The sequence below is a fragment of the Micromonospora alfalfae genome, assembly GCF_022230925.1.
GTDB classification, from domain to species: domain Bacteria; phylum Actinomycetota; class Actinomycetes; order Mycobacteriales; family Micromonosporaceae; genus Micromonospora; species Micromonospora alfalfae.
On record NZ_JAKKFH010000023.1, the window covers coordinates 64,205 to 90,138 of the forward strand.

A 25,934-nucleotide genomic window follows, 5' to 3' on the forward strand; every position below is an offset into this window, starting at 1 on the left:
CGAGGCAAACGCGTTTCGCCCGGTTGCGCGCCGGGTAGGCGGATCCGATGACAACCACCACCGCGCAGAGCGCGGACGCCGTCGTCGTCGGGGCCGGGCACAACGGCCTCGTGGCGGCCAACCTGCTGGCCGACGCCGGCTGGGACGTGGTGGTGCTGGAAGCGACAGCGGTGCCCGGCGGCGCGGTCCGCTCCGCGGAGGTCACCGCGCCCGGCTACCTCAGCGACCTCTACAGCTCGTTCTACCCCCTCGGGTACGCCTCGCCGGTGCTGGGCGGCCTGGACCTGGGTCGACACGGACTGTCCTGGCGGCACTCGCCGGACGTGCTGGCGCACCTGCTGCCCGACGGTCGGGCCGCGGTGATCAATCGGGATCCGGACGTCACGGCGGCGTCGCTGGAGCAGTTCGCCCCCGGGGACGGTAAGCGCTGGCTCAACGCGTACACCGACTGGCTCGACGTGGCCGAGCCGATGCTGGAGGCGATCACCTCGCCCTTCCCGCCGGTACGCGGCGGGTTGGGCCTGCTGCGTCGGTTGCGCGTCGCGGGCGCGCTGCGACTCGCGCGCCGGCTCGTCGTGCCGGTCCGCAAACTTGGCGACGAACTCTTCGACGGTCCCGGCGGGCCGGCCCTGCTGGCCGGCTGTGCCCTGCACACCGACCTCTCCCCGGAGGAGGCCGGCTCCGGGGTGTACGGCTGGCTGCTGGCCATGCTCGGCCAGCAGGTCGGCTGGCCGGTGCCGAACGGCGGCGCGCAGCAGATCACCAACGCGCTGGTGGATCGGCTACAGGCGCGCGGCGGGACGATCATCTACGGTGCCCGGGCCGATCGGGTGCTCACCGCCCGGGGTCGGGCGATGGGGGTCCGGACCGTCGGCGGCGCGCTGTGGCGGGCCCGGCGGGCCGTGCTCGCCGACGTACCCGCGCCGGCGCTCTATCTCGACCTGGTCGGCGCCGCGGCACTGCCGTCCCGGCTGGTGGAGGACCTGGCGCACTTCCGGTGGGACGGCTCCACGCTGAAGGTGGACTGGGCGCTCTCCGCGCCGGTGCCCTGGACGAACCGGCAGTTGGCCGGCGCCGGCACCGTGCACCTCGGCGCGGACCTGAACGGGCTCACCCACTACGCCAGCGAGCTGGCCCGAGGTGAGCTGCCCCGCGACCCGTTCCTGCTGGTCGGGCAGATGTCGGTGGCGGACCCGAGCCACTCCCCGTCGGGCACCGAGTCGCTCTGGTCGTACACCCATCTGCCGTTCCGGCGGAACTGGCGGGCCGAGGAGGTCGCCGGGCACGTGCAGCGGATGGAGGACGTGCTGGAGGCTGCGGCCCCGGGTTTCCGGCGCCTGATCGTGGGCCGACACGTGGCCGGACCGGCCGACCTGGAGAAGGGCAACCCGAGCCTGGTCGGTGGCACGCTCGGCGGCGGGACCGCCGCCGCGTACCAGCAGCTCTTCCTACGCCCGATCCCTGGCCTGGGCCGGGCGGACACCCCGGTGGACCGGCTCTTCCTGGCCAGCGCGTCGGCGCACCCCGGCGGCGGTGTGCACGGCGCACCGGGCGCGAACGCGGCCCGCGCCGCGCTGGCCCGCGACCGCGCGCTCACCGGCCGCGCCTACGCCGTAGCCGTCTCCGCCGCCCACCGCGCCATCTACCCCAACCAACCGCCCACCCCCTGAGCTCTCGGTGATCAAGAGGTTTGCGTCGCCAGCGTCGGCGGATCTGACGCAAAGCTCTTGATCACCCAGGCGGGGTGGGAGGGGGAGGCGTGGGGTGGGGTTAGCGGGTGATGTTGCGGTGTTTGCTGCGCAGGCGGAAGGGCATGAGTGCGCTCTCCACCTTCGTCGCTGTGGTCATTTTGGAGACGCCGTCGCGCCGCTCCTCGAAACGGATCGGCACCTCCAGGATGGTGTGCCCCAGCTTGGTGGCGAGGTAGTGCATCTCCACCTGGAAGCTGTAGCCGTTGGACTGCACCCGCTCCAGGTCGATGTCGCGCAGGGCTTCGGCCTGCCAGATCTTGAAGCCGGCGGTGAGGTCCCGGATGCGTACCCGCAGCAGGGTGTGCACGTAGAGGTTGGCCCAGCCGCTGAGCGCCCGGCGGTAGAGCGGCCAGTTCTCGTCAAGCTCGCCGCCGGGCACGTACCGGGAACCGATCACCACGCTGGCCTGGGTGGAGAGCAGCGCGCCGAGCATCCCCGGCAGCGCCTCGGGCGGGTGCGAGAGGTCGGCGTCCATCTGCGCCACGTACTCGGCGCCGCCCTCGATCGCCCGGGTCATCCCGTCCACGTACGCCCGGCCGAGGCCTTCCTTGCCGGCGCGGTGCACGACCTCGACCCGGTCGGGGTGCTCGATGGCCAACTTGTCGGCCACCTCCCCGGTGCCGTCGGGGGAGTTGTCGTCGGCGACGAGGATGCGCAGCCCCGGCAGCGGCAGCTCGAGCAGTCGCTCGACCAGCGTCGGGAGGTTGCCCGCCTCGTTGTAGGTGGGCACGACGACGGTCAGGCGTGCGTCCCGCCACGGCGACGGCAACTGCACCGGCTTGATCATGTCGGTCATCCTCGGTTTGCGGACAAGGGTCATGCAAAGGGTATCTAGTTCCCGGATTTGGTCCGAGGGAGGCACCCCTTCCGGGCGTTGCGGACTTTCGCCGCCTACCGTGCGCGGGCGTCGAAGCCCTGGTCAGGGGCTCGTTCTGGTCAGCGCCGACGGCGAGCGACGGCGCTGAGGGCGAGCGCCGCGACGGCGAGCGCGACACCGGAGAGCGCCGGTTTGTGCGTGCCGACCCAGAGCGCCGCGGAACGGTCGCGTGCCTGTTCGCGGAAAACACCCGCCGTGCCCCGGTCCGTGTCCGCATCACCGGGGTGATCCAGATTGTCCCGCCACGCCGCCGGATCGATCTTCTCACCGGTCTGCTGGCTGTCGTAGCCGTCGCGGGCCAACTTCCGGTCCAACAGGCCGGGGAACAGGGCGTCGCCCACCCGGGCCTGCCAGGTCGGGCCACCCACGTTCAACTCTCTGGTGCCGCGGTCGGCGGCCCAGACGATGGCCCGGGCGGCCAACTCCGGAGTGAAGATCGGCGGCACCGGCTGCGGATGCCGGGGGAGCCGGGTGCGGACCCAGGAGAACTGCGGCGTGTTGACCGCCGGTAGCTGCACCATTGACAACTTCACCCCCGGGCAGTCGTGCAGCAGTTCGGCGCGCAGCGAGTCGTTGAAGCCCTGGACGGCGTGCTTGCTGGCGCAGTACGCCGACTGGAGCGGGATCCCCCGGTAGGCCAACGCGGAGCCCACCTGCACGATCGTGCCCCGCCCGTGCGCCCGCATGTGCCGCAGCGCGGCGAGGGTGCCGTGCACGGTGCCCAGGTAGGTGACCTCGGTTACCCGACGGAACTCGCGCGCCGGAATCTCCCAGGCCGGCGCGAACACCGACGCCATCGCGTTGTTGACCCACACGTCGATGCCGCCCCAGCGGTGCACCACGTCGTCGGCGGCCTGCTGCACTGCACCCGCGTCGGCCACGTCCACCCGGTACACCCGCACGTCCGTCGCGCCGCGCAGTCGGCACTCCCGCTCGGCGGCGACCAGCCCCGCCTCGCCCCGAGCCAGCAGCGCCAGCCGGGCGCCGCGCGCCGCGTACGTGTGGGCGACGGCTCGGCCCACGCCGGCGCTCGCGCCGGTCACCACCACGGTCCGGGTCACAGTCATCCCTTCTGCCGGGTGGCGATGTCGGAGAGCCGGGCCAGCGTCTCCCGGTTACGCCGGTGCAGCACCAGATCGTTGACCTTGTTGTGGACCCAGCGAAGCGGGCCGGCCGCGAAGTCCTCCCCGAGGCGCACCCGGGTGGCGCCGTCGCCGACCGGCTCCAGGGTGAAGGCCACTATCGCCTCACCCGCCGGCCAGAGCCCGGCCTTGAGCACGAGCCGGTGCGGCGGTTCGCAGACCAGCACCGTCGAGGCGTCCTGCAACGAGAACGGCCACGGCCCGGCACGGTGGTGCAGTTGGCTGCCCACCCGGGGCCAGGCGTCGTCCACGTCCCGCATGTGCGCCGTGCCGACCACCCAGTCGCTGTACGTCCATCCGTCCGCGAGCACGTCGAACACCTGCTCAGGGGAAGCATCGATCACTTTCTCCACAATCGCCACCGGGATCCCATACCCGAGCACGGCACTGGCTAACAGCCGAGCGGGTTAGCTTCTCTCGAACGGCGGGTAAGGCCGACCCGGGGCATCGCCGGCGGCGCTGGCCCACCCCCTCGACGACGACGTTTACTCCTCGGGGCGCAGGGAACCCGCCGGCTGTGCGACAGGACCAGGAGGATCCGTATCAGCGCAGGTCAGACCCGGTTTACGCCGCTGCTGACCGCGCCGGTTCCAGGTCTGTCGCAAGCCCCCGAGCGGTGCTCTACGACGCCGTGCTGCTCGACCGCGACGGCACCCTGATCGAGGACGTGCCGTACAACGGCGACCCGGAGAAGGTGCGGCCGGTGCCGGGCGCGCGGGCGGCGCTGGACCGGCTGCGCGCGGCCGGGCTGCGGCTGGCCGTCGTCACGAACCAGTCGGGCCTGGCCCGGGGCTACTTCACCGGTGCGCAGATGCGGGCGGTGCACGCCCGCGTCGAGGAGCTGCTGGGCCGGTTCGACGCGTGGCTGGTCTGCCCGCACGACGACGCCGACGGCTGTGACTGCCGCAAGCCGGCGCCAGGCCTGGTGTACGACGCCGCCCGCGAGCTGGGAACGACGCCGTCCCGTTGCGTGCTCGTTGGCGACATCGGCCGGGACGTCGCCGCCGCCATGGCCGCCGGGGCGGCCGGGGTGCTGGTGCCCACACCGGTGACCCGGCCGGAGGAGGTCGCCGCCGCCGGATGGGTGGCCACCGATCTGCCGGCGGCGGTGGCGGAGATCCTGCGCCGCCAACGGGCGGTGCAGCCCTCGACCCCGCCCACCGAACCGGTACGGACGGCGCTCGTGGTCCGCTCGGACTCGGCGGGTGACGTGCTGGTCACCGGCCCGGCGATCCGCGCCGTCGCGGCCGGAGCGGAGCGGGTGGTGCTGCTGTGCGGGCCGCGCGGCCGGGCCGCCGCCAACCTGTTGCCCGGCATCGACGAGATCATCGAGCATCCGCTGCCGTGGATCGACCCCGCGCCGGGTCCGGTCGACCCGGAGGCCATGCGGAGCCTGTCCGTGCGGCTGGGCGCTGTCGGCGCGGACCAGGCGGTGGTGTTCACCTCGTTCCACCAGTCCGCCCTGCCGCTGGCGCTGCTGCTGCGGATGGCGGGGATCGGCCGGATCGCGGCGATCAGCGACGACTATCCGGGCTCGCTGCTGGACATCCGGCACCGGGTGCCGGTGGGCGTCCCCGAACCCGAACGCGCGCTCTCCCTTGCCGCCGCCGCCGGCCACCGGCTGCCCGACGGCGACGAACCGGTTCTGCGGCTGCGCCGGGACGCCGTGCCGCAGCGCCCGGCCGACCTCGGCGACCCGGGATACGTGGTACTGCACCCCGGGTCGGCCGCGTCGAGCCGGGCCTGCCCGCCGGAGGTGGCCACCCGGATCGTCGGGGCGCTGACCGACGCCGGGCACCGGGTGCTGGTCACCGGCGGCCCGGACGAGTGCGCTGTCACCGCCCGGGTCGCCGCTGCCGGCGGCACCGACCTGGGCGGCCGCACCGACCTGGCCGGGCTGGCCGCGATCGTCGCGGACGCCAGCGCGGTAGTGGTCGGCAACACCGGACCCGCGCACCTGGCGGCCGCCGCCGGTGTGCCCGTGGTGAGTCTCTTCGCGCCGACCGTCCCGTTCGGCCAGTGGGGGCCCTACCGGGTGCCCACCGTCCGGCTCGGCGACGCCGCCGCTGCCTGCCGGGATACTCGGGCGGCCAGTTGCCCGGTCCCCGGGCACCCCTGCCTCAGTGGCGTCGACCCGGGCGACGTGGTCGACGCGCTCCGGACCCTCGCCGTCAGCGGTGGTGGCGGCCGATGAACATCCTGCTCTGGCACGTGCACGGCTCCTGGACCACGTCGTTCGTGCACGGCAGCCATCGTTACCTGATTCCCACCACACCCGACCGCGGCCCGTACGGCCTCGGCCGGGCCCGCACCTACCCGTGGCCCGACAGCGCTGTCGAGGTCAGCCCGGAGGAGCTGCCGAGCGCGGACGTCGACGTGGTCATCCTGCAACGCCCCGAGGAGATCGACAGGGCCGAGCAGTGGCTTCGTCGCCGCCCCGGCCGCGACCTTCCCGCGATCTACGTCGAGCACAACACCCCCAAGGGCGACGTGCCCAACACCCGGCACCCGATGGCCGACCGCGACGACCTGCTCATCGCCCACGTCACCGGGTTCAATCAGATCTTCTGGGACACCGGCGCCACTCGCACCACAGTGGTCGACCACGGCATCGTCGCCCCCTCCGCGTCGTACACCGGGGAGCTGGACCGGCTCGCCGTGGTGATCAACGAGCCGGTACGGCGAGGTCGGGTCACCGGCACCGACCTGCTGCCCCAGTTCGCCGAGATCGCGCCGCTTGACGTCTTCGGCATGGGCGTCGCCGGCCTGGCCGACCACCTCGGGCTGCCCGCCGACCGGCTGATCAGCCACGACGACGTGCCCCAGGAGCGGATGCACACCGAACTGGCCCGGCGGCGGGCGTACCTGCACCTGTGCCGGTGGACCTCCCTCGGTCTCAGCCTCATCGAGGCGATGTCGATCGGCATGCCGGTCGTCGCGCTCGCCACCACCGAGGCGGTGATGGCAGTGCCCCCGGAGGCGGGGGCGCTCGCCACCCGGACCGACACCCTGCTCGACGCCGCCCGCCGGTTCATCGCCGAACCGGCCACCGCGCGGCAGGCCGGAGCGGCGGCGCGAACCGCCGCGCGCGACAGGTACGGCCTCGACCGTTTCCTCGCTGACTGGGACCGGCTGCTGGAGGAGGAAGTATGCGGATCGCGATGATCTCGGAGCACGCCAGCCCGCTCGCCGTCCTCGGAGGGGAGGATGCCGGCGGCCAGAACACGCACGTCGCGGAGCTGTCCGCCGCGCTCGCCGCCGCCGGGCACGAGGTGCGGGTCTACACCCGCCGCGACGCGCCCGACCTGCCGGTGACCGTCCGCAGCCCGGACGGGTACGACGTGGTGCACGTGCCGGCCGGCCCGGCCGAGCCGGTGGCCAAGGACGCGCTGCTGCCGCACATGCGGGAGTTCAGCAACTGGCTGATCGAGCGCTGGCGCGGCGGCGACTGGGTGCCCGAGGTGATCCACGCGCACTTCTGGATGAGCGGCCTGGCCGGACTGACCGCCGGCCGGCAGACCGGGGTGCCGGTGGTGCAGACGTACCACGCGCTGGGCACCGTGAAGCGCCGCTACCAGGGTGTGCAGGACACCAGCCCGGCCCGACGGGTCGCCTACGAGCGGGAGCTGGGCCGCTCGGTGGACCGGATCGTCGCGCAGTGCCGCGACGAGGTGGGCGAGCTGGTCCGGATGGGTGTGCCCCGGTCCCGGATGACAGTGGTGCCCTCCGGGGTCAACCTCACCACCTTCGCCCCGCTCGGGCCGGCCGCCGACCGGGAACCGGGACGGGCCCGCATCCTCACAGTGGGTCGGCTGGTCGAGCGCAAGGGCTTCCAGACCGTGGTCCGCGCGATGGCGCTGGTCCCGGACGCCGAGTGCGTGGTCGTCGGCGGCCCACCCGAGGGGCTGTTGGAGACCGACCCGTACGCCCGCCGGCTGCGTGCCCTCGCGGAGTCGTGCGGGGTGGCCGATCGGGTGCACCTGGTCGGCGCGGTGCCCCAGGAGGAGATGGGCCGCTGGTACCGCTCGGCGGACCTGCTGGTCGCCGCACCCTGGTACGAGCCGTTCGGGTTGACCCCGCTGGAGGCGATGGCCTGTGGGGTGCCGGTCGTCGGCACGGCAGTGGGCGGCATCCGGGACACAGTGGTCGACGGGACGACCGGCGACCTCGTGCCGGCCCGGGACCCGCGCGCGCTGGCCACCGCGATCCAGGGGTTGCTCGACGACCGGATCAGGCGTTTCGCGTACGCGACCGCGGCGCGTGAGCGGGCCCGGGAGCGGTACTCGTGGGCTGCCACCGCCGAGCGGCTGGTGGAGGTCTACAGCGAGGTGGCCGCCGTGCGCCGGCCGACCCGGGTGGTGGCCTGATGCCGACGGGCAGCCTGCTCGACACCCACCTGACGAATCTCGCCGCGGCGCTGGTGCCGTACCGACTGTGCGAGCGACAGCTGGCGGGTTGGGGCGCCGACCTGGCCCACCGACTGGCCGCCGGGGGCCGTCTGCTGGTGGCCGGCAACGGAGGCAGCGCCGCCGAAGCCCAGCACCTCACCGCCGAGCTGGTCGGCAAGCTGCACGACGACCGTCAGCCGCTGTCCGCTATCGCGCTGCACGCCGAGACGAGCGCGCTCACCGCCATCGCCAACGACTACGGCTACACCGACGTGTACGCCCGCCAGGTGCGCGCCCACGGCCGCCCCGGCGACATCCTGCTGTTGCTGAGCACCAGCGGAACCAGCGCCAACCTGGTCGCCGCCGCGCAGGCGGCCCGCGACGTCGGGGTGACCACCTGGGCGCTCACCGGCGCCGCCCCCAATCCGCTCGCCGACGCCTGCGACGACGTGCTGGCCGTCGCGTCCCCGGACACCCAGGTCGTCCAGGAGCTGCACCTGGTGACCAGTCATCTGCTCTGCGAGTACCTCGAACAGGAGTTGCCCGCCGCGCTGGCGGCGGTCGCCGATCCGGCGGTCGTCCGCCCAGTGCCCGGAAAGCCCGCACCGGACGGTCGGCTGAGCGCCGCGCCGGTACGCACCGGGGTCGAGGTGGTGCTCGACGGCGGGCCGGGACAGCAGGTCGACGCGTGAGCCGGACAGCAGGTCGACCCGTGAGGATGAGGAGGCAAGCGTGAGGGGACCGGTGGTGGTGCTCGGGGACACCCTGCTCGACCGGGATGTGGAAGGTGTGGTGAACCGGCTCTGCCCGGATTCCCCGGTGCCGGTGCTCGACGAGACAGTGGCCACCGACCGGCCGGGGGGCGCCGGTCTGGCGGCGGTGTTCGCCGCCGCGCAGGGCGCCGAGGTGGTGCTGGTGACCGCGCTCGCCGACGACGCCGGTGGGGCCCGACTGAGCGCTCTGCTCGCCGCCGCCGGCGTGCAGGTGTACCCACTGGCCCTCTCCGGCGCGACACCGGAGAAGATCCGGCTGCGGGCCCGGGGGCGGGTGCTGCTGCGCCACGACCGGGGCGGCACGTCCGGGGAGCCGGGCCAGCCCTCCGAAGAGGTGCTCCGGGTGATCGCCGGGGCGTCGGCGGTGCTGGTCAGCGACTACGGCCGGGGGGTGGCCCGGCAGCCCGCGCTGCGCGACGCGTTGGCCGCCACCCGCGCCCCGGTGGTGTGGGACCCGCACCCGCGCGGCCCGGCGGCAGTGCCCGGCGTGCACCTGGCCACCCCGAACGAGTCGGAGGTGCGCGAGCTGGTCCCCGCGCTGCCCGGCGCCTCCCGACTGGCCACAGCGTCCCGGGGCGCCCAGGGGCTACGACGGCGCTGGCGGGCCGGCGCTGTCGCTGTGACGCTGGGCGGCGACGGCGCGCTGCTCTGCCACGCCGGGTCGACGCCGCTCGTGGTGCCGACGCCGGGTAGCGCAGAGGGGGACACCTGCGGTGCCGGCGACCGGTTCGCTGCGGCGGCCAGCCTCGCACTGGCCCAGGGCGCGCTGGTCTCCGAGGCGGTACAGGTGGCGGTCGCCGAGGCGTCCGCCTACGTGGCCGGTGGGGGAGTGGCCACGGCGCTGCCTTCGTCGGCGCCTACGGTGCGGGCCAGGAGTGCGCCGGGGCCGCGAGCCCTCCAGCCGGGACCACGAGGTGCTGCGGTGGCCGACCGGGTGGGAGTGCCGGCTGTCGCCACGCTCCTGTCTGAGGTACGCGCCGCGGGCGGCACTGTGGTGGCGACCGGCGGTTGCTTCGACCTGCTGCACGCCGGGCACGTGGCCACCCTGGAGGCGGCCCGGCAACTCGGCGACTGCCTGATCGTCTGCCTGAACTCCGACGCCAGCGTGGCGATGTTGAAGGGGCCGGACCGGCCGGTGCAGTCCGAAGGCGACCGCAGCCGACTGCTGGCCGCCCTGAGCTGCGTCGACGCGGTCCTCATCTTCGACGAGCCGACCCCGGAGACGGCGCTGTCCTGGGTACGCCCCGACGTCTGGGTCAAGGGCGGCGACTACGCCACCGGCGGTGGCGACGCGAGCGCAACCCTGCCGGAGGCGGAGGTCCTGCGCCGCTGGGGTGGCAACACCGTTGTGGTGCCCTATCTGGACGGTCGTTCCACCACCGACCTGATCGTCCGCACGCTCGCGGAGCGGACCCGATGACCGCCACGCGGCCCGGTGCCGGGCCCACAGTCCTGGTCACCGGCGGCGCCAGCGGCCTCGGCGCCGCTGTGGTCGCCGCGGTGACCGCCTCCGGTGGCCGACCGCTCGTGCTGGACCGGCAGCCGCCGGCCGACGGGGTGTCCTGGACCGAGTGCGACCTGGCCGACACGCGGGCCGCCGAGGCGGCCACCCAGCATCTCGCCGAGCAGGCCGGTGGCCTGGACGCGGTGGTGACCGCCGCCGGCACCGACGTGCCGGGCCGACTCGCCGACCTGCCGGGGGAGACCTGGGACCGGATCGTCGCCGTCGACCTGCTGGCCACCGCGGCGGTGATCCGGGCCGCGCTGCCGTTCCTGCTGACCTCCCGGGGCCGCATCGTCACCGTCGCGTCGACCCTTGGCGTCAAGGCGGTCAGCGACGCCACCGCGTACTGCGCGGCGAAGTTCGGCGTGGTGGGGTTCACCCGAGCCCTCGCCGCCGAGCTGGCCGGTCAGGTCGGCGTCACACTGCTCATTCCGGGTGGGATGCGCACCGCGTTCTTCGACGAACGTGACCCGCAGTACAAGCCGGGGCCGGACGCGAACCTCAACGAGCCCGCCGACACCGCCGCCGCGATCATGTTCGCGCTCAACCAGCCGCCCGGTTGCGCGGTGCGCGAGATGGTGGTCTGCGCCGAGCAGGAGACCTCGTACCCGTGATCCTCGTGCTGCGCGCCCTCGGCGTCGGCGATCTGGTGACGGCGGTGCCCGCGCTGCGGGCGCTGCGGGCCGCGTACCCGTCGCGGGAGCTGGCGCTCGCCGCGCCCGGCTGGCTGGCCCCGCTCGTCGACCTGGTCGGTGGCGTTGACCGGCTGGTGGACACCGCGGGGCTGGATCGTCCTCTCCGGGTGGGGTCGGCGCCGTGGACGGCTGTCAACCTGCACGGGCGGGGCCCGCAGTCGCACCGGCTGCTCGCGGCCACCAGGCCCGGTCGGCTTCTCGCCTTCGCCAGCCCGGACGCCGGCTGCGACGACGGCCCGCGCTGGGCCGTCGACGAGCACGAGGTGGACCGGTGGTGCCGGCTGCTGTCCTGGTACGACATCCCGGCCGACCGTGCCGACCTCAGCCTGCGTCGGCCCGCTGCGGCGGGGCTGCCCAGCGGTGTCACACTGCTGCACCCGGGCAGCAAGATCCCGGCCAAGCGGTGGCCCGCCGAGCGGTTCGCCGCGCTGGCACGGGCACTGACCGACCAGGGGCACCGGGTGCTGCTCACCGGTTCGGCCGACGAACGGGGGTTGGCGGCCCGGGTGGCCGAGGCGGCGGCCCTGGGTTCGGACGCCGTGCTGGCTGGCCGGACCGACCTCGGCGCGCTCGCCGCGCTGGTGGCCGACGCCCGGCTGGTGGTCAGCGGGGACACCGGGGTCGCCCACCTGGCCACCGGGTACGGCACCCCGTCGGTGGTCCTCTTCGGGCCTGTTGCACCGGCGCACTGGGGGCCTCCACCGGACCGGCCACGGCACCGGGTGCTCTGGGCCGGCGAGGCGGATTGGCCCAGGTGGGACGGGGTAGGAAGCCACCCGACGATGGCGGCGCTGCGCCTCGACGAGGTGCTGGCCGCCGTGGCCGAGGTGGAGAGGGTGGTGCGGGTCTCCGGTGCGGTTGCGGCGTAGCGACCCGGGTCGACCGGGGTACGGACGGCGTCGGCGCGGACGGGGTTGGCTCTTCGTCGACCCGTCCGGCGCTCCGGTGCGGGATCCGGATGTCCTGGCCCGGCTGCGGGAGTTGGTCATCCCGCCGGCCTGGCAGGACGTGTGGATCGCGCCGCACCCGAACGGGCACATCCAGGCGATCGGGATCGACGCGGCCGGACGCAAGCAGTACGTCTACCACCAGCGGTGGCGGGAGAAGCAGGACGAGGCGAAGTTCGACCGGGTGCTGGAGGTGGCGCGCCGGCTGCCGGCGCTGCGTGAGCGGGTGGGGCGGGACCTGGACGGACGTGGACTGGGTCGGGACCGGGTGCTGGCGACGGTGACCCGACTGCTGGACATGGGGATGTTCCGGGTCGGCAGCGACCAGTACGCGGCCGGTGACGACCCGACGTACGGGGTGGCCACCCTGCGCCCCGAGCATGCCCGGTCCCGGCGCGGCTGTGTGGTGCTCGTGTTTCCCGCGAAGGGAGGCATCGAGCAGGTACGCCGGATCGAGGACCCGGAGCTGTGCCAGGTGCTGGTGAATCTGCGCCGTCGTCGGCGACGGGCGGAGCGGCTGTTCGGCTACTGGGACGGCCGGGAGTGGCGCGACGTGCGCAGCGACGAGGTCAACGGCTACCTGCGCGACGCCAGCGGTGGGGAGATGACAGCGAAGGACTTCCGTACCTGGCACGCCACGGTGCTCGCGGCCACCGAGTTGGCCACGGCCGGTCCGGCCCGTTCGGTGACCGCCCGGCGTAAGGCGGTGGTCGCCGTGATGCGTGCCGTGGCGGAGCTGCTGGGCAACACGCCGACGGTGGCTCGCGCGTCGTACGTGGACCCCCGGGTGGTCGACCTCTACCACGACGGGGTGGTGGCGTCGGTGGATCCGCGGGCGCCTCGCGAGGAGGCGGAGCAGATCGTCCTGAAGCTGCTGGAGGGGGCCTGACCGGCCCCGTCGGCGATTCTGGGGGGAAGCGCGACGGAGCCGGAGCCTCGGGCGTCAGCGGGATGCCACCGGGCGGCCGCCCGCCGCTCGCGCGGCGGGCGCCTCGCCACGGCCCCCGTTGGCGGCCCACCAGGTAATGGCCGGCCGCGTTGGTGTCAGTCTGCCGGCAGCGAGTTGACAGTGGACGCCTGGCTGTTGACGATCCGCGCCAGATCCGAGCCACTGTCGCGGTGTTCCTGTGGGGTGGTGCCGTACGCGCCCCGAAATGCCCGGCTGAAGTGGGCCTTGTCGGAGAAACCCCACCGCGCCGCGACGGTCTGCACTGGCTGGTTGCGTAGCGCCGGGTCGGTCAGGTCGCGCCGGCACCGGGCCAGCCGCAGATCCCGGATGTACGACGCCACTGTGGTGTCCTCGGCCTCGAACAACCTGTGCAGGGACCGCACCGAGATGTGGTGGGCGTCAGCGACCACCTGGGGGCCGAGTGTCGCGTCGCCGAGGTGGCGGTGGATGTACGACTGCACCTGGGTGAGCAGCGCCCGGCGGCGGACCTCGGTGGGCACGGCGTCCTCGGCGACGAGGTGCCGGCCGAGCATTGTGGTGGCCAGGTCCAGTCCCACCGCGCCGAGCCGGCTGGCGTCGGCGGCATGGTACTGCTCGGGGTGCCCGGTCACCTGGAGCAGGAACTGCGCCAACAGCGCCCCGACCCCCTCGCTGCCGGACATCCGGCCGCCGTAGAGCGCTGCCATCCGCTGCGGCGGTAGGGGCAGGGCGGCGTGCGGGATCATCGTGACTATCGAGGTGGCCTGGTCCCGGTCGGGCTCGGTGGCGTGGTGGCAGACGTCGTGCGGCCGGGACCCGTCGTAGAAGGTGAACTCGCCGGCCAGGATCTCACTGCGGCGACCATCCTGACTGGACGTGCCCACGCCGCCGGTGGTGAGGGCGAGGATGTAGAGCTCAGGGTCGGACTGCCGGACCAGCTTCCGGGTCCGGGTGGCGTCCAGCGACGGGTATTCGTACTGCGCCAGTTGGATCGGGCCGAGCGCGATGAAGTCGGCGCGGGCGGCGAAGTCGCCGCTGTGCGCGGACTGGATGCGCAGCGGCACCGAGGTGCGTGCGACAAGGTCCAGCCACATGCCGAACCGTTCGCCCGGTGGCAGGACCGTGGTGTCGATGGAGTCTCTCGGCAGCATGGGGCTCCCTCAGCCCGCCCGGCGTTGGATCAGCGCCTCGACGCCGTCGAGGATCCGGTCCAGGCCGAAGACGAACTCGTCGTCCGGGTCGTCGTCCTGGTAGAGCACACCGGCGCGGAGCACCCGGTGCAGCGCGGGGAAGCGGGCCGGGTCGATGAGCCGGGCCACCAGCCGACCGTACGCCGGCATCATCTCGCTGGGCTCGACGCCGGCCGCCCGGCTGCCCTCGGCGATCTGCGAGGTGAGGGTGGCCTCGTTGCGGACGTACCCGGTGATCAGCAGGAGCACCGACATCTTCTCGCCCTCGCCGAGCACTGTGCCGTCGAGGCAGCGCAGCCCGTCCTCCATCCAGCCGAGCTGCTGCGGGGTGATCGGTGGGCCGCTGATCGGCACGTGCAGCAGCCAGGACCGCTGCCGCAGCACCTTGTGCTCGGCCCAGGCCCACCGGGTGAGGCCGGCGCGCCAGTCGTCCTCCGGCGCGGGTGGGCCGGGGGACGGGCCGTACCCGGTGTCCACCATGAGCATCAGCAGCTCGTCCTTCGAGCCGACGTACCGGTAGAGGGCCATGGTCGCGGCGCCCAACTCCTTGGCCACCCGGCTCATCGAGACGGCCGCCAGGCCGTCGGCGTCGGCCACGCGTACGGCGGCGTCCACGATGGCGGGCACGCTCATTCCCGGCCGGGGGCCCTTGGGTGGCCGCTCCCGCAGCCCCCACGCGCTCTCGATGGCCGCCGGGAGTACGGGCCCGCTGTCGTCTGTCTTCGCCGCCACATTTCCTCCTTGCCCCGTCATCCTAGTTCTGCGTATGGTCTACGCATAACAGCGTACGCCATACGCATAAGGAGAACTCGTCATGACGATCACCACCACACCGGCACCGCGAGCGGGCCGGCGGGAGTGGATCGGGCTCACGGTGCTGATGCTGCCGCTGCTCCTGGTCTCGATGGACGTGTCGGTGCTCTACTTCGCCGTCCCGTTCATCAGCGCGGAGCTGCGCCCCACCGCCACCGAACAACTCTGGATCTTCGACATCTACGGCTTCGTGCTGGCCGGCCTGCTCATCACCATGGGCGCCCTGGGTGACCGGATCGGCCGACGTCGACTCCTGTTGATCGGCGCCACCGCGTTCGGTGCGGCGTCGCTGCTGGCCGCGTACGCCGACAGCACCGCGACGCTGATCGCCGCCCGGGCCGTGCTCGGCGTCGGTGGGGCCACCCTGATGCCCTCGACGCTCGCTCTGGTGCGCAACATGTTCCCCGACGCCAAGCAGCGCGGCACCGCCATCGGCATCTGGACCGCCACCCTCACCGGCGGCATCGCGATCGGCCCGGTGCTCAGCGGCATCCTGCTCGAGCACTTCTGGTGGGGCTCGATCTTCCTGATCAACATCCCGGCGATGCTGATGCTGCTGTTGCTCGTCCCGCTCCTGGTACCCGAGTTCCGCAACCCGGCGACCGGGCGGTTCGACCTGGTCAGCGCGGCACTGTCGCTCGGCGCGCTGCTGCCGGTGATCTACGGCATCAAGGAGATGGCCCGCGACGGCCTCAGCCCGGTGCGGGTCCTCGCCATCGTCGGCGGTCTGCTGGTGGGGGCGCTCTTCCTGCACCGGCAGCGGACCCGGGCGTACCCGATGGTCGACCTCGCGCTGTTCCGCCGTCGCGGCTTCGCCGGGTCGCTCGCGGTGAACCTGCTGGCCATGTTCGCCATCGTCGGCTTCGCCATCTTCACCACCCAGCACCTCCAACTGGTGCTCGGCCTGAGCCCGCTGCGGGCGGCGCTGTGGAGCCTCGTGCCGTCCCTCGCCGTGGGCGGAGTCGCGCCGGCCGCCGCCGCCCTGGCCCAGCGCGTCGAACGGGCGTACCTGATCGGTGCGGGGTTCGGCATCGCCGTGGTCGGCTTCGTGGTGTTGACCCGGGTCACCCCCGAGACGCCGCTGTGGCTGCTGCTCGTCGGCGCCAGTGTCTACGCGGGTGGCCTGGTGATGGTGATGTCCCTCGTCACCGAGCTGGTTCTCGGCGCGGCGCCGCCCGAGCAGGCCGGTGTCGCGTCGGCGCTGACCGAGTCCAGCAGTGAGCTGGGCGGTGCGCTGGGTATGGCGATCCTGGGCAGCGTCGGCGCGGCGGTCTACCGCCGTGAGGTCGTCGACGGCCTGCCGGCCGGGCTGCCCGCCGACGCCGCCGCCTCCGCCCAGGAGACCCTGGGCGGCGCGCTCGCGGTCGCCCGGGGGCTACCGGCGGAGCTGGCCGACGCGGTGCGGCACGCCGCCGCTGTCGCGTTCACCGACGGGCTGCACCTGGCCGCGTACGCCGCCATGGCGGTGATGCTGCTGGGCGCGGTCACCGCGCTGGTAGCGCTGCGCGGCGTCCGGCCGGCCGACTCCACGGCGCTGGCCGCCGAGCCGACCGGTCCGGCCGACACGTCGTTGTCGTCGGTCAGTCGGTGAGCACGTGCGCGAGCCGGTCGCGGAAACGCCGCTCGGAGTCGCTGACCGACTCGCCGCCGATGCCCAGCAGCCCACCGCTGGACGCGGCGCCCACCACCTGCTCGGCGATCTTCACGAGCCAGTGCTTGTACGCGCCGGCCTCACCCTCGTCGACCCGCGCGGCCAGCAACGCCGCCGCCTCGCCGGCCCGCAGCAACACGTCGTCGATGTACGCCACGGGGTCGGCGGGCGCGATGACCGGCAGCTCCTCGCCGGTCTCCGGGTCACCGACCCGGGTGACGATCTCGCCGGCCACGGCGGTGACCAGCGGGCTGGCCGACTCCCGGCCGGCGGCGATGGTCTCCAGCCCGGCCGCGGTCTCCGCCATGGTCCGGCGGGTGCCGTCGGACTCGGCGGCGCTCGCCGCGGTCAGCACCGACTGCGGCAGGCCGACCAGCAGCCCCCACTCCTCGTCGGAGAAACCGAACCCGGTGTACGCCGGCTGCTCGATCACGACAACGCCCCTTCCGCCCTGCTCTGCTTGGTCAATCGGTGCTCTTGGTCGTTCCACCGGGCCCGAAAGCGGCACCCGGGTCAGGCTAGTCCAGGGTCAGCAGGCCCTGTTCGGACACCACGCGCACCGACAACGTCTTGTACCCGACCTCATCGAAGAGGACTGTCATCTTGTCCTCCTCGTAGGAGAGCACCATGCCGGACCCCCACTCCGGGTGCCGCACCTGGCTGTGCACCGGGAAGGGCCCGACCGCACCCTGGTCGGCCACGCTGGTGCCGTTGTGGCAGTTGTCGCAGTGGCCGCAGACCTGCGTCATCTGCTCGCCGAAGTAGGCAAGCAGGGTCTGCCCCCGGCAGGCCCGGGTCTCGGCGAAGGCCCGCATCATGTCGGTGCGCGACCGGGTCACTGTCTGCTGGCGCTCCGACTCGGCCAGCGCCGCCGCTGCGGCGTCGGTCGGGTTGGGGGAGTAACGGGGCGCGCCGATGCGCTGCCGGGCGCGTGGTTCGGCCGCCCCGACCTGCTCCAACAGGGAGAGGTACTGGCCCAGCTTGCGCGGCCCGAGACCGGTGGTCTCGCGCAGTTCGGTCTTGGTGGCCGGCTTCCTGCGCAGCAGCGCGGCCAGGTCGCGCAGCTCCTCGACGTCGGGCAGGCCACCGCTGAAGAACCGTTGCAGGCCGACGTCCTCGGCCTGCCAGAGCAGCAGCACCCGGGCCGGTTGCCCGTCGCGTCCGGCCCTGCCGATCTCCTGGAAGTAGCTGTCCGGCGAGTCGGGCAGCGCCATGTGCACCACCCAGGCGATGTTGGGCTTGTCGATGCCCATGCCGAACGCCGAGGTCGCCACCATGATGGGGACCTCGTCGGCGAGGAACGCCTCGTGCAGATCGTGGCGTGCGCCGGCCGCCATCCCACCGTGGTAGAACTGCGCCGGGTAACCGGCGTCGGTCAGCCGGGTGGCCAGCTCCTCGGCGGCGCGACGGGTCGGCACGTAGATGATCCCGGGCCGCTCGTCGTCGCTCAGCAGCGCGATCAGTCGCCGCCACCGGTAGTCCTCGGTGGGGCAGTGCGCGACCTCGACGAACAGGTTCGGCCGGTCCAGTCCGGAGACCACCACCTCCGGGTCGGTCAGCCGCAGCCGGGCGATGATGTCGTCGCGTACCGGAGGGGAGGCGGTGGCGGTCAGCGCGACCACCGGCGGCCGGCCGATACCGTCGATGAGGTGCCCGAGCGCCAGGTAGTCGGGGCGGAAGTCGTGCCCCCACGCGGAGATGCAGTGCGCCTCGTCGATCGCCACCAGGGCCGGCTTCAGGGCGGCGACCTCGGCCATCCGCTCGGGATTGCTGAGCTGTTCCGGGGTGATGAAGAGGAATTCAGCCCTGCCCTCGCGGATCTCGGTGATCGACTCGGCCTGCTGCGTCGGCGACTCGTTCGAGCTGATCCGCACCGCCCGCAGCTCCGGGCGTTGCCGCTCGTTGAGGGAGGCGATCTGATCCTGCTGGAGGGCCAGCAGTGGTGAGATCACCACTGTGGGGCCGGGGATCAGGCTGGCCGGAATCTGGTAGATCGCCGACTTGCCGGCTCCGGTGGGCAGCACCACCAGGGCGTCTCGCCGCTTCATCACGGCGCGCATGGCGGCCAGTTGGTTGGGCCGTAGCGCCTTCCAGCCGAAAAGGCTGCGGGCCGCGCGGCGCAACGTCATCGAGTGCGTGGACAGTTTCATCGAGGGCCGGAGGTACCCGGGCCCATGACCGCCGAAACGCGTTCGGACGATCATGGGCCCGGGCTGTCGCCCATACCCCCCGATGGCCGGCTCGTTGATCGCCGGCTCAGTGCAGCCGGGGCAGGACCTCACGCTGGTAGAGGTCGAACAGACCCTGGTAGTGCGGTCCGGTGTTGGCCACGTAGACCTCGTCGAAGCCGGCCTTGGCGTACTTGTCGATCATCTCCAGGTGCGCGTCGACGCTGTTGCCGCAGACGAACGCCTCCTTCAGCATCTCCGGCCTGACCAACTCGGCGGCCTGCTCGAAGTGCCGCGGTGAGGGCAGCACCTGGGACAGCTCACCCGGCACCCCCGCGTTGGGCCAGCGCTCGTACGCGATGCGCAGCCCCGCCTCCTCGCTGTCCGCGTACGCCGCCTTGAAGCCGGCCTGGCACGGCTTGTCGCCGCCGCCGTTCTCGCGGAAGCGCCGGACCATCTCGCCGTCGGGCATGGTGCTCACGTAGCCGTCGCCGATCCGGGCGGCCAGGTCGATGGCCTTCGGCCCGAAGCCCGAGACGTAGATCGGCGGGGGAGCGTCGGGCAGCGTGTAGATCCGGGCGTGCTCGACTGTGTAGTGCTTGCCGTGGTGGTTGACGAAACCGCCGCCCCACAGCGCGCGCAGCACCTCGACGGCCTCCTCCAACATCTCCAGCCGGACGTCGGCCTGCGGCCAGGCGTCACCGAAGATGTGTTCGTTGAGCGCCTCGCCGGTGCCGACGCCGAGCACGAACCGCCCACCGTGCAGCACCGCGCTGGTCGCCGCCGCCTGCGCGATCACGGCCGGGTGGATCCGCACTGTCGGGCAGGTCACCGCCGTGGTCACCGGTAACGAACAGACCTGGCTGAGCGCGCCGATCATCGACCAGACGAACGGGCTCTGGCCCTGTGCGTCCACCCAGGGGTGGAAGTGGTCGGAGATCCACAGCGCCTCGAAGCCGGCCCGTTCGGCACCGCGCGCCTGCTCCAGCAACTCGGCTGGCGTGAACTCCTCACTGGATAGAAAGTATCCGATCTTCATGGCTTACCCCTTCGGCACGCGGACCTGCTGATGGGGAGAGCCGTACCCCGGCGGCGCCCGGTCACACCGGTTCTCGCCGTGGGCGGGTCAGCGTCGTCCGAACATCGCCCGGATCGCGGCGAGCAGCAGCAGGGCGCCGACCACCAGGCCGAGCAGGCGTACGCCGGGGATGTCGGCCGGGCTCGTCGCGTCGGCCAGCAGGACGGGATCCATCCCCGCACTCTCCCCGGAGAGCCGGCCGCCAGGCAACTGTAAGGTTTATTGACTATTGATTCGCTCAGTGTGACCATGGCAGGACCGCCTGCCGGTGGCGGTGCGCCGAGGGCGCGCGAGAGATGGGGTACGGGGGCCGCATGAGCGAGCGCAACCAGCGGATCGACGGGGGCGCACCGTCGCCGGTGATCGACATCGATCACTGCGAGGGGGCGGAGTGACAACTACCAACGGGCACCTCCCGGTGCTCGCCGCCGCCGTTCTGCAACCCGGCTTCGTCGGCACCACCCCACCCCCCTGGGTGTGCCGCTGGCTCGGCGAGGGTCTCGGCTCGGTGGTGCTCTTCGCCCGCAACGTGGTCGACACCGAGCAGGTGACAGCCCTCACCGCGACGCTGCGCGCGGAACGGCCGGACGTCATCGTGGCGATCGACGAGGAGGCCGGCGACGTCACCCGGCTGGAGTCGGTGCACGGCAGCTCCCGACCCGGCAACTTCGCCCTCGGCGCTGTCGACGACCCGGAGCTGACCGAGGCCGTCGCCCGGGACCTCGGCGCCGAACTGGCAGCGGCGGGGGTCACCCTCAACTACGCCCCGGACGCCGACGTCAACTCCAATCCGGCGAACCCGGTGATCGGCGTCCGCTCCTTCGGCGCCGACCCGGCGCTGGTCGCGCGGCACACCGCCGCCTGGGTCCGCGGGCTCCAGGCCGGCGGCGTCGGGGCCTGCGCCAAACACTTCCCCGGGCACGGCGACACCCGGGTCGACTCACACCACGACCTGCCCCGGATCACCGCCGACCGGGCCCGGCTGGACGCCTGCGAACTGGCCCCGTTCCGCGCCGCCGTGGCCGCCGGGGTGCAGGCGGTGATGACCGGTCACCTGCTGGTGCCCGCGCTCGACCCGCACCTGCCGGCGACGCTGAGTCAGCGCATCCTGGGCGGGTTGCTCCGCGACGAGCTGGGCTTCTCCGGCGTGGTGGTCACCGACGCGGTGGAGATGCGCGCGGTCGCCGACCGGTACGGCTTCGCCGGTGCGACGGTCCGCGCCCTCGCCGCCGGGGCCGACGCCATCTGCATCGGCGGCGAACGGGCCGACGAGCAGTCCGCCCGCGAGCTGCGCGACGCCATCGTGGCCGCCGTCGTCTCCGGTGAGCTGCCCGAGGAACGTCTCGCCGAGGCCGCCAAGCGCGTCGGTCAACTCGCCGCCTGGACGGTGGCCGCCCGCAGCGCCGGCTCGGCCGCAGGACGCGCCGCCCACGTCGGGCTGGTCGCCGCCCGCCGGGCCGTCCGGGTCACCGCCGCCCCGGGCGCGACTGTCGCGCTGCCACTGACCCGCGCGGCACACGTCGTCGAGTTCGAGCCGCTGCGCAACATCGCCATCGGGGCCGAGACCCCGTGGGGCATCGGCGGACCACTGACCGAGCTGCTGCCCGGTACCAGCACCGTCCGCTACGCCGAACCCGACGTGCCGGCGGACCCGGGCGCCGGGGCGGGCGGTCGCCCCCTGGTCCTGGTCGTCCGCGACCAGCACCGGCACGACTGGATGCGCGACGCCGTGCACCGCGCGTTGGCCGCCCGGCCGGACGCCGTGGTGGTCGAGTTGGGCGTGCCCGAACTGGTCACCGGGGCGGTGCACCTGGCCACCCACGGCGCCACCCGGGCCAGTGGGCAGGCTGCCGCCGAGGTGCTCACCGGCGCCGGCCTTCCCTAGGGAAGATCGGCCACCAGGTTGGCGTACTCGGGGTGCTTGTCGATGAACGCGGCCATGAAGGGGCACTGCGGCACCACTGTCGTGCCGCGTGCCCGGAGCTGGTCCAGGGTGCCGCGGATCAGCGCGCCGCCCACCCCCTTGCCCTGAAAGCTCTTGTCCACCTCGGTGTGGGTGAAGACCAGGACCTCCCCGCGCGGCAGGTACGCGGTGAAGCCGGCCAGCGCGTCGTCGACCAGGATCTCGAAGCGGTGCTTCGCCGGGTTGTCCTCGACCAGGGTGCTCATCCGGCCATTCTCCCCGCCGGGTCGGCCAGCGCGTCGAGTTCGCCGAGCAAGCGGTCCACCTCGTCGGCGGTGTTGTAGTGGTAGATGCTGGCCCGCACCGCGCCGCCGCTGTCACGCAGACCCATCAGTTGGAAGTACTCGTAGGCGTAGTAGTCGCCGACGGAGAGGCAGAACCCGGCGGCGCCCAACGCCTCCTGGGTGGCCGCCGGCGACATCCCGGCGACCCGGAACGAGACCGTCGGGCAGCGCCGCGCCGGCGAGCCGTAGACGGTGATCGCCGGCCGCTGGGCGAACCCGGCGAGCAGCCGGTCCAGCAGGGCCTCCTCGTGCGCCTGGGCGGCAGTCAGCCCGGCCCGCAGCCGCGTCCGCCGGTCGCCGACCGCGTCCGGGTCCAGCCCGGCCAGGTGATCCACGGCGGCGGCCACACCGGCCAGCAGTGGGAAGCTCGGCGTGCCGTACTCGAACCGGTCCGGCACCGCGTCGGATGACGGCACCAGCTTCGCCGGGCGCAGCGCCGCCCAGCGGGCCGGGTCCGCCACCATCGCCGCCAGGTGCGGACCGGACCACTTGTACGCGCTGGTGACCAGCACGTCCGCGCCGAGCGACGTCAGGTCGGTCGGCCCGTGCGGAACCGAGTGCACCCCGTCGACGCAGACCAGCGCGCCGACCGCGTGCGCGGTCTTGGCGATCGCCGGCACGTCCGGCATGGTGCCGATGGCGTTGCTGCCGGCAGTCACAGCGACCAGCCGGGTCCGCTCGCCCACCAGGTCGGCGTACTGGGCCGCGGGCAGCTCACCGGTGTGCCTGTCGACCTCGGCCCAGCGCACCGTCGCGCCGGCCGCCTCGGCGGCCTGCACCCACGGCCGGACGTTCGCGTCGTGGTCGAGCCGGGAGACCACCACCTCGTCGCCGGGCCGCCAGGCCGCGCCGAGCGTGCGGGCCAGGGTGTACGTCAGCGCTGTCGCGCTCGGGCCGAGCACCACCCCGGCCGGGTCGGCGCCGAGCAGGTCGGCCACCGCCGAACGGGCCTCGGCCACCAGCTCCAACGACCGGCGACCCGGTACGAAGGCGGCACTGCGGTTGCCAATCGCCGATCGCATGGCGTCGGTGACCGCGTCGATCACACCGGCCGCGGTCTGGGTGCCCCCGGCACCGTCGAAATGGACGAAGCCCTCGGTCAGGGCGGGGTACGCGGCCCGGGTGCGGGCGATGTCGAACGGCATGTCCCGGACCCTAGCCGGTGCTCCCCGTGCCCTGGTCGGCCGCCAGGTGATCACCGTTCGACGGCGGCGTCGCGGATGTCTCGTACTCTTGGCGAGGTGACGAACCGACCCGCCACCATGCCCATTCCCCCCATTCGCCGCGCCGCCGGTCTCTTCGCCGGTCTGGCGCTCGGCCTCGCAGTGCTCGCCGGGTGCAGCTCCCAGGGCGCCTCCACCGACTGCGGGCTGGACGCCTGCACCGTCACCTTCGAGCGGGGTGTCGACGCGAGCGCCACCATCCTGGGCGTCGAGGCCAAGCTGGTCGGCGCCGAGGGTGACCAGGTGACCGTCGAGGTCGCCGGTGAGCAGCTCACCCTCACCACCGGCCAGCAGGCCGCCGAGGCCGGGGGCTTCGCCGTCACCCTGGACAGCGTGACCGACCAGCAGGTCAAGATTCGCGTATCGCGCAACCCGGGCAGCTGACCTGGGCGGGCGGCGGTGGCCGACGTTTGGGAATCTTCAGAATCGGAGATTGTGACGCCATGTCACTCACCCGTAGCGCCGAAGCCACCGCCTCCCGTACGGCGGACAGCCGGTGGCTGGAACTCCTCGCCCGGGCCGGCTTCATCGGCTACGGCATCGTCCACCTGCTCTTCGCCTGGTTGGCGTTGCAGATCGCGTTCGGCACGTCGTCCGACGACGGCGACCAGTCCGGCGCGCTGCGTACCCTCTCCGCACAGCCCCTCGGCAAGTTCCTGGTCATCGCCGTCGCTGTCGGCCTGCTCGCGATGGCGATCTGGCAGGCGCTGGAGGCGGCGGTCGGGCACCGCGCCGAGCGCGGCAAGGAGCGGGTCCTGGAACGGCTCGCCTCGGCCGGCCGGACGATCGTCTACCTCTACTTCGCCTGGACCGCCTTCAAGGTCTTCAAGGACGCCGGGTCGAACAGCGCCGACCAGCAGGAGGCGTTGAGCGGCAAGCTGATGACCTCCAGCGGTGGCCGCTGGCTCGTCGGCCTGGCCGGGCTGGTGGTCGCCGCGATCGGCATCGGCCTGGTGATCTACGGTGCCCGCAAGAAGTTCGAGAAGCACCTCAAGACCGGCGAGATGAGCCCGAAGACCCGCCAGCTCTCCCGCCGGCTGGGCATGGCCGGATACATCGCCAAGGGCGTCGCGTACGGCATCTCCGGTCTGCTGGTCATCGTGGCGGCGGTGAACTACGACCCGGAGAAGGCCCGTGGTCTGGACGCCGCCCTGCACACCCTGCAGGAGCAGTCCTACGGCACGTTCCTGCTGGCCCTGGTCGCCCTCGGCATCGCCGCCTTCGGCGTCTACTGCTTCCTCCAGTCCCGATACCGCAAGGTCTGAGCTGGTCGATACCACGGACATCGGGCACTCTTGGGCTTTTGCCCGGAGTGCCCGACGTCTGGTCGAAGGGGAGCACCGAAGCCGTGCAGAACTATCTCGAAACGGCCGTCGCCGCGCTCGTCGCGGCGGCGGTCGCCCTGTTCCTGGTCGAAGTCGTCCACCGGTTGACCCGGCGGTTCGGCCGCCGGTCACTGCTGTTGACCGAGCTGACCGACCACGCGCACCGCCCGTTCCAGGTCGCCGCAACGGTCCTTGCCGTGCAGTTCGCCGTCCGCTTCAGCACCGGGTACGCCGTCGGCGAGAGCTGGCGGCGACTGCTGCTGCACCTGCTCATCCTCGGCGTCATCGCCACGGTGGCCTGGCTGGTCGCCTGCCTGCTGGTCGTCGTGGAGGACACCGCGCTGGCCCGGTTCCGGGTGGACGTACCTGACAACCGGCACGCCCGGCGGGTACGGACCCAGGTGGTGATGCTGCGCCGACTGACCATCGCGGTGATCGTCATCCTGACCGTGGGCGTGATGCTGATGACGTTCCCCAGCGTGCGGGGCATCGGCGCCGGTGTGCTGACCTCGGCCGGTGTGGTCGGTGTGGTGGCCGCGCTCGCCGCACAGAGCCTGCTCGGCAACGTCTTCGCCGGCCTCCAACTCGCCTTCAGCGACGCCGTCCGGCTCGACGACGTCGTCGTTGTCGAAGGGGAGTGGGGTCGCATCGAGGAGCTGACACTCAGCTACGTCGTGGTGCAGATCTGGGACGACCGCCGGTTGATCCTGCCCACCTCGTACTTCACCAGCAAACCGTTCCAGAACTGGACCCGGACGGAGGCGGCGGTGCTCGGCACCGCCGAATTCGACGTCGACTGGGCGGTGCCCGTGCAGACCATGCGCGAGGAACTGCGCCGCCTCGTCGAGGGCACCGAACTGTGGGACGGGCGGGTCTGCGTCCTCCAGGTCACCGACGCCACCGGCGGGACGGTCCGGTTGCGCGCGCTGGTCAGCGCCGCCGACGCGGGCAGCCTGTGGGACCTGCGCTGCCTCGTCCGGGAGCACCTGGTCGCCTGGATCCGGGACAACCGCCCGACCGCGATGCCCCGGCTCCGCACCGAGCTGGGCGACTCCACCAGCAACCTGTCCTGGCAGTGGGTGCAGCCGAGGCGGCCGGCCCGCCGCCCGTCCGACACCGAGGCGCCCGACGACGCCCGTGTCTTCGGCGGCAGCGACGACGGCGACGCCCGCAGCGAAGCCTTCGTAGGCCCCGAAGAAACCCGCCCCTAACCCGCCCCCGCCCCGCCCCCGCC

At 73.0% G+C, this 25,934-nt stretch carries 25 protein-coding genes; 14 read left to right on the forward strand and 11 right to left on the reverse strand.

Annotation, left to right across the window (positions count from 1 at the left end; translation table 11 throughout):
- The first annotated feature begins 47 nt into the window (after positions 1 to 47).
- Positions 48 to 1,670: a phytoene desaturase family protein gene (locus tag MED01_RS19140; protein ID WP_238669928.1), complete on the forward strand. Its 1,623-nt coding sequence runs from the start codon at positions 48 to 50 to the stop codon at positions 1,668 to 1,670.
- Positions 1,671 to 1,770: 100 nt separating this feature from the next.
- Here the strand turns inward: MED01_RS19140 and MED01_RS19145 are convergent, their stop codons facing one another.
- The 3 genes from MED01_RS19145 to MED01_RS19155 all read right to left on the reverse strand — a co-directional run bounded on the left by MED01_RS19145 (position 1,771) and on the right by MED01_RS19155 (position 4,114).
- On the reverse strand, positions 1,771 to 2,538 hold the full coding sequence (locus tag MED01_RS19145) for a polyprenol monophosphomannose synthase (protein WP_238669929.1): 768 nt from the start codon (positions 2,536 to 2,538) through the stop codon (positions 1,771 to 1,773).
- 149 nt (positions 2,539 to 2,687) lie between these two features.
- Complete coding sequence (locus MED01_RS19150) at positions 2,688 to 3,695, reverse strand: SDR family oxidoreductase (protein ID WP_238669930.1); 1,008 nt, start codon at positions 3,693 to 3,695, stop codon at positions 2,688 to 2,690.
- A complete protein-coding gene (locus MED01_RS19155) occupies positions 3,692 to 4,114 on the reverse strand; it encodes an SRPBCC family protein (RefSeq protein ID WP_308193513.1) in 423 nt (140 codons plus the stop codon). Before MED01_RS19155 ends, MED01_RS19150 begins: the two co-directional genes overlap by 4 nt.
- Positions 4,115 to 4,287: 173 nt before the next feature.
- Between MED01_RS19155 and MED01_RS19160 the strand changes: the two genes are divergently transcribed.
- Genes MED01_RS19160 through MED01_RS19195 form a run of 8 tightly spaced genes read left to right on the forward strand, consistent with a single transcriptional unit; the run spans position 4,288 to position 12,966 of the window.
- Positions 4,288 to 5,964, forward strand: coding sequence for an HAD-IIIA family hydrolase (locus MED01_RS19160; RefSeq protein WP_372493679.1), 1,677 nt, complete (start codon positions 4,288 to 4,290; stop codon positions 5,962 to 5,964).
- Positions 5,961 to 6,935: a glycosyltransferase family protein gene (locus tag MED01_RS19165; RefSeq protein ID WP_238669932.1), complete on the forward strand. Its 975-nt coding sequence runs from the start codon at positions 5,961 to 5,963 to the stop codon at positions 6,933 to 6,935. The genes MED01_RS19160 and MED01_RS19165 overlap by 4 nt, the downstream gene beginning before the upstream one ends.
- A complete protein-coding gene (locus MED01_RS19170) occupies positions 6,920 to 8,137 on the forward strand; it encodes a glycosyltransferase (protein WP_238669933.1) in 1,218 nt (405 codons plus the stop codon). Before MED01_RS19165 ends, MED01_RS19170 begins: the two co-directional genes overlap by 16 nt.
- Positions 8,137 to 8,850, forward strand: a complete 714-nt coding sequence (locus MED01_RS19175; protein WP_372493680.1) for a D-sedoheptulose-7-phosphate isomerase — start codon at positions 8,137 to 8,139, stop codon at positions 8,848 to 8,850. The genes MED01_RS19170 and MED01_RS19175 overlap by 1 nt, the downstream gene beginning before the upstream one ends.
- 55 nt (positions 8,851 to 8,905) lie before the next feature.
- Positions 8,906 to 10,351 carry a PfkB family carbohydrate kinase gene (locus MED01_RS19180; protein WP_372493682.1) on the forward strand — a complete coding sequence of 482 codons (1,446 nt, stop codon included), beginning with the start codon at positions 8,906 to 8,908 and terminating at the stop codon, positions 10,349 to 10,351.
- Positions 10,348 to 11,049, forward strand: a complete 702-nt coding sequence (locus MED01_RS19185) for an SDR family oxidoreductase (RefSeq protein ID WP_238669935.1) — start codon at positions 10,348 to 10,350, stop codon at positions 11,047 to 11,049. The genes MED01_RS19180 and MED01_RS19185 overlap by 4 nt, the downstream gene beginning before the upstream one ends.
- Positions 11,046 to 11,999: a glycosyltransferase family 9 protein gene (locus MED01_RS19190; protein ID WP_238669936.1), complete on the forward strand. Its 954-nt coding sequence runs from the start codon at positions 11,046 to 11,048 to the stop codon at positions 11,997 to 11,999. Before MED01_RS19185 ends, MED01_RS19190 begins: the two co-directional genes overlap by 4 nt.
- The gene (locus tag MED01_RS19195) at positions 11,983 to 12,966 is read left to right on the forward strand and encodes a DNA topoisomerase IB (RefSeq protein WP_238669937.1); all 984 of its coding nucleotides are present in this window, start codon (positions 11,983 to 11,985) and stop codon (positions 12,964 to 12,966) included. Before MED01_RS19190 ends, MED01_RS19195 begins: the two co-directional genes overlap by 17 nt.
- Positions 12,967 to 13,121: 155 nt before the next feature.
- On the opposite strand, the gene MED01_RS19200 is transcribed toward MED01_RS19195, so the two are convergent.
- The gene (locus MED01_RS19200) at positions 13,122 to 14,156 is read right to left on the reverse strand and encodes a helix-turn-helix domain-containing protein (RefSeq protein WP_238669938.1); all 1,035 of its coding nucleotides are present in this window, start codon (positions 14,154 to 14,156) and stop codon (positions 13,122 to 13,124) included.
- Between the two features lie 9 nt (positions 14,157 to 14,165).
- Positions 14,166 to 14,927, reverse strand: a complete 762-nt coding sequence (locus MED01_RS19205) for a TetR/AcrR family transcriptional regulator (RefSeq protein WP_238669939.1) — start codon at positions 14,925 to 14,927, stop codon at positions 14,166 to 14,168.
- An 82-nt stretch (positions 14,928 to 15,009) separates the two neighbouring features.
- Between MED01_RS19205 and MED01_RS19210 the strand changes: the two genes are divergently transcribed.
- A complete protein-coding gene (locus MED01_RS19210; RefSeq protein ID WP_238669940.1) occupies positions 15,010 to 16,599 on the forward strand; it encodes an MFS transporter in 1,590 nt (529 codons plus the stop codon).
- Here MED01_RS19210 and MED01_RS19215 read toward each other — a convergent pair.
- From MED01_RS19215 to MED01_RS35815, 4 genes are all read right to left on the reverse strand, one after another.
- The gene (locus MED01_RS19215) at positions 16,589 to 17,092 is read right to left on the reverse strand and encodes a hypothetical protein (RefSeq protein WP_238669941.1); all 504 of its coding nucleotides are present in this window, start codon (positions 17,090 to 17,092) and stop codon (positions 16,589 to 16,591) included. The two genes, MED01_RS19210 and MED01_RS19215, sit on opposite strands and share 11 nt — an antisense overlap.
- An 85-nt stretch (positions 17,093 to 17,177) precedes the next feature.
- On the reverse strand, positions 17,178 to 18,809 hold the full coding sequence (locus MED01_RS19220; protein ID WP_238669942.1) for a RecQ family ATP-dependent DNA helicase: 1,632 nt from the start codon (positions 18,807 to 18,809) through the stop codon (positions 17,178 to 17,180).
- A gap of 106 nt (positions 18,810 to 18,915) precedes the next feature.
- Entirely contained in the window at positions 18,916 to 19,866 is a 951-nt protein-coding gene (locus tag MED01_RS19225) for a TIGR03557 family F420-dependent LLM class oxidoreductase (protein ID WP_238669943.1), read from the reverse strand.
- An 87-nt stretch (positions 19,867 to 19,953) separates the two neighbouring features.
- Positions 19,954 to 20,079 (reverse strand): hypothetical protein, encoded by a 126-nt coding sequence (locus MED01_RS35815; protein WP_255750123.1) that lies wholly within the window; start codon positions 20,077 to 20,079, stop codon positions 19,954 to 19,956.
- A 217-nt stretch (positions 20,080 to 20,296) separates the two neighbouring features.
- Here MED01_RS35815 and MED01_RS19230 point away from each other — a divergent pair, with 217 nt between their 5' ends.
- A complete protein-coding gene (locus MED01_RS19230; RefSeq protein WP_238669944.1) occupies positions 20,297 to 21,790 on the forward strand; it encodes a glycoside hydrolase family 3 protein in 1,494 nt (497 codons plus the stop codon).
- Here the strand turns inward: MED01_RS19230 and MED01_RS19235 are convergent.
- Both MED01_RS19235 and MED01_RS19240 read right to left on the reverse strand, forming a co-directional pair.
- Positions 21,787 to 22,074 carry a GNAT family N-acetyltransferase gene (locus MED01_RS19235; RefSeq protein ID WP_238669945.1) on the reverse strand — a complete coding sequence of 96 codons (288 nt, stop codon included), beginning with the start codon at positions 22,072 to 22,074 and terminating at the stop codon, positions 21,787 to 21,789. The two genes, MED01_RS19230 and MED01_RS19235, sit on opposite strands and share 4 nt — an antisense overlap.
- A complete protein-coding gene (locus MED01_RS19240) occupies positions 22,071 to 23,297 on the reverse strand; it encodes a cysteine desulfurase-like protein (protein ID WP_238669946.1) in 1,227 nt (408 codons plus the stop codon). The genes MED01_RS19235 and MED01_RS19240 overlap by 4 nt, the downstream gene beginning before the upstream one ends.
- A gap of 96 nt (positions 23,298 to 23,393) precedes the next feature.
- On the opposite strand from MED01_RS19240, the gene MED01_RS19245 reads away from it, so the two are divergent.
- The 3 genes from MED01_RS19245 to MED01_RS19255 all read left to right on the forward strand — a co-directional run bounded on the left by MED01_RS19245 (position 23,394) and on the right by MED01_RS19255 (position 25,911).
- The gene (locus MED01_RS19245) at positions 23,394 to 23,759 is read left to right on the forward strand and encodes a hypothetical protein (RefSeq protein WP_372493681.1); all 366 of its coding nucleotides are present in this window, start codon (positions 23,394 to 23,396) and stop codon (positions 23,757 to 23,759) included.
- 59 nt (positions 23,760 to 23,818) lie between these two features.
- Positions 23,819 to 24,640 (forward strand): DUF1206 domain-containing protein, encoded by an 822-nt coding sequence (locus MED01_RS19250; RefSeq protein WP_238669947.1) that lies wholly within the window; start codon positions 23,819 to 23,821, stop codon positions 24,638 to 24,640.
- Between the two features lie 83 nt (positions 24,641 to 24,723).
- Positions 24,724 to 25,911 carry a mechanosensitive ion channel family protein gene (locus MED01_RS19255; RefSeq protein WP_238669948.1) on the forward strand — a complete coding sequence of 396 codons (1,188 nt, stop codon included), beginning with the start codon at positions 24,724 to 24,726 and terminating at the stop codon, positions 25,909 to 25,911.
- The last annotated feature ends 23 nt before the right edge of the window (positions 25,912 to 25,934 follow it).